Here is a 436-nt window from a genome sequence, read left to right as displayed (position 1 = left end):
GGCAAGCCCCATACGCAGGTCGCGCCACTCCTCATAGGTGCGCTGCGTATTGGGAAACAGCTTGCCGTAGGAGGAGTTGGCCTTCTTGCCCATGTCCTGCTCTTTGCGGAACGCCTCGTTCTGACTGCTCACCTGATCCTCCACGCAGATGGTCCAGCTCAGCAGGAACGGACAGGGAATACCTAAATCCGGGAAGCGCATGTTCTGCAGGTTGTCCGCCGCCTGCCAGAGTGCAAACTGCCTCGGCACCTTCGTCAGCTGCATGTTCACGATGCGCGTGCTGACCACCGCTTTATCGCCGCTGTCGCTGACCGCCCGGTCACCCTGCTGCCGCGCGGTGATCAGCTTCAGGTGATCCGGATGAACCTCCATTTCGGTACTGTTATCCACGCACTGGCGGTGCAGCTCCTGCTCCGGGTTCCAGTGCTCGCTGCCG

At 61.2% G+C, this 436-nt stretch carries 1 pseudogene; it reads right to left on the bottom strand.

Annotated elements, in window-relative coordinates:
- Positions 1 to 436, bottom strand: a pseudogene (locus IBT54_RS24910) (type IV secretion system protein TraC); the annotation flags it as partial.

It is taken from the genome of Pantoea sp. S62, from assembly GCF_016658625.1.
GTDB classification, from domain to species: Bacteria; Pseudomonadota; Gammaproteobacteria; order Enterobacterales; family Enterobacteriaceae; genus Pantoea; species Pantoea vagans.
The sequence above is the reverse complement of the archived record's forward strand: the minus strand, read 5'-3'. Positions and strand labels throughout refer to the sequence as shown.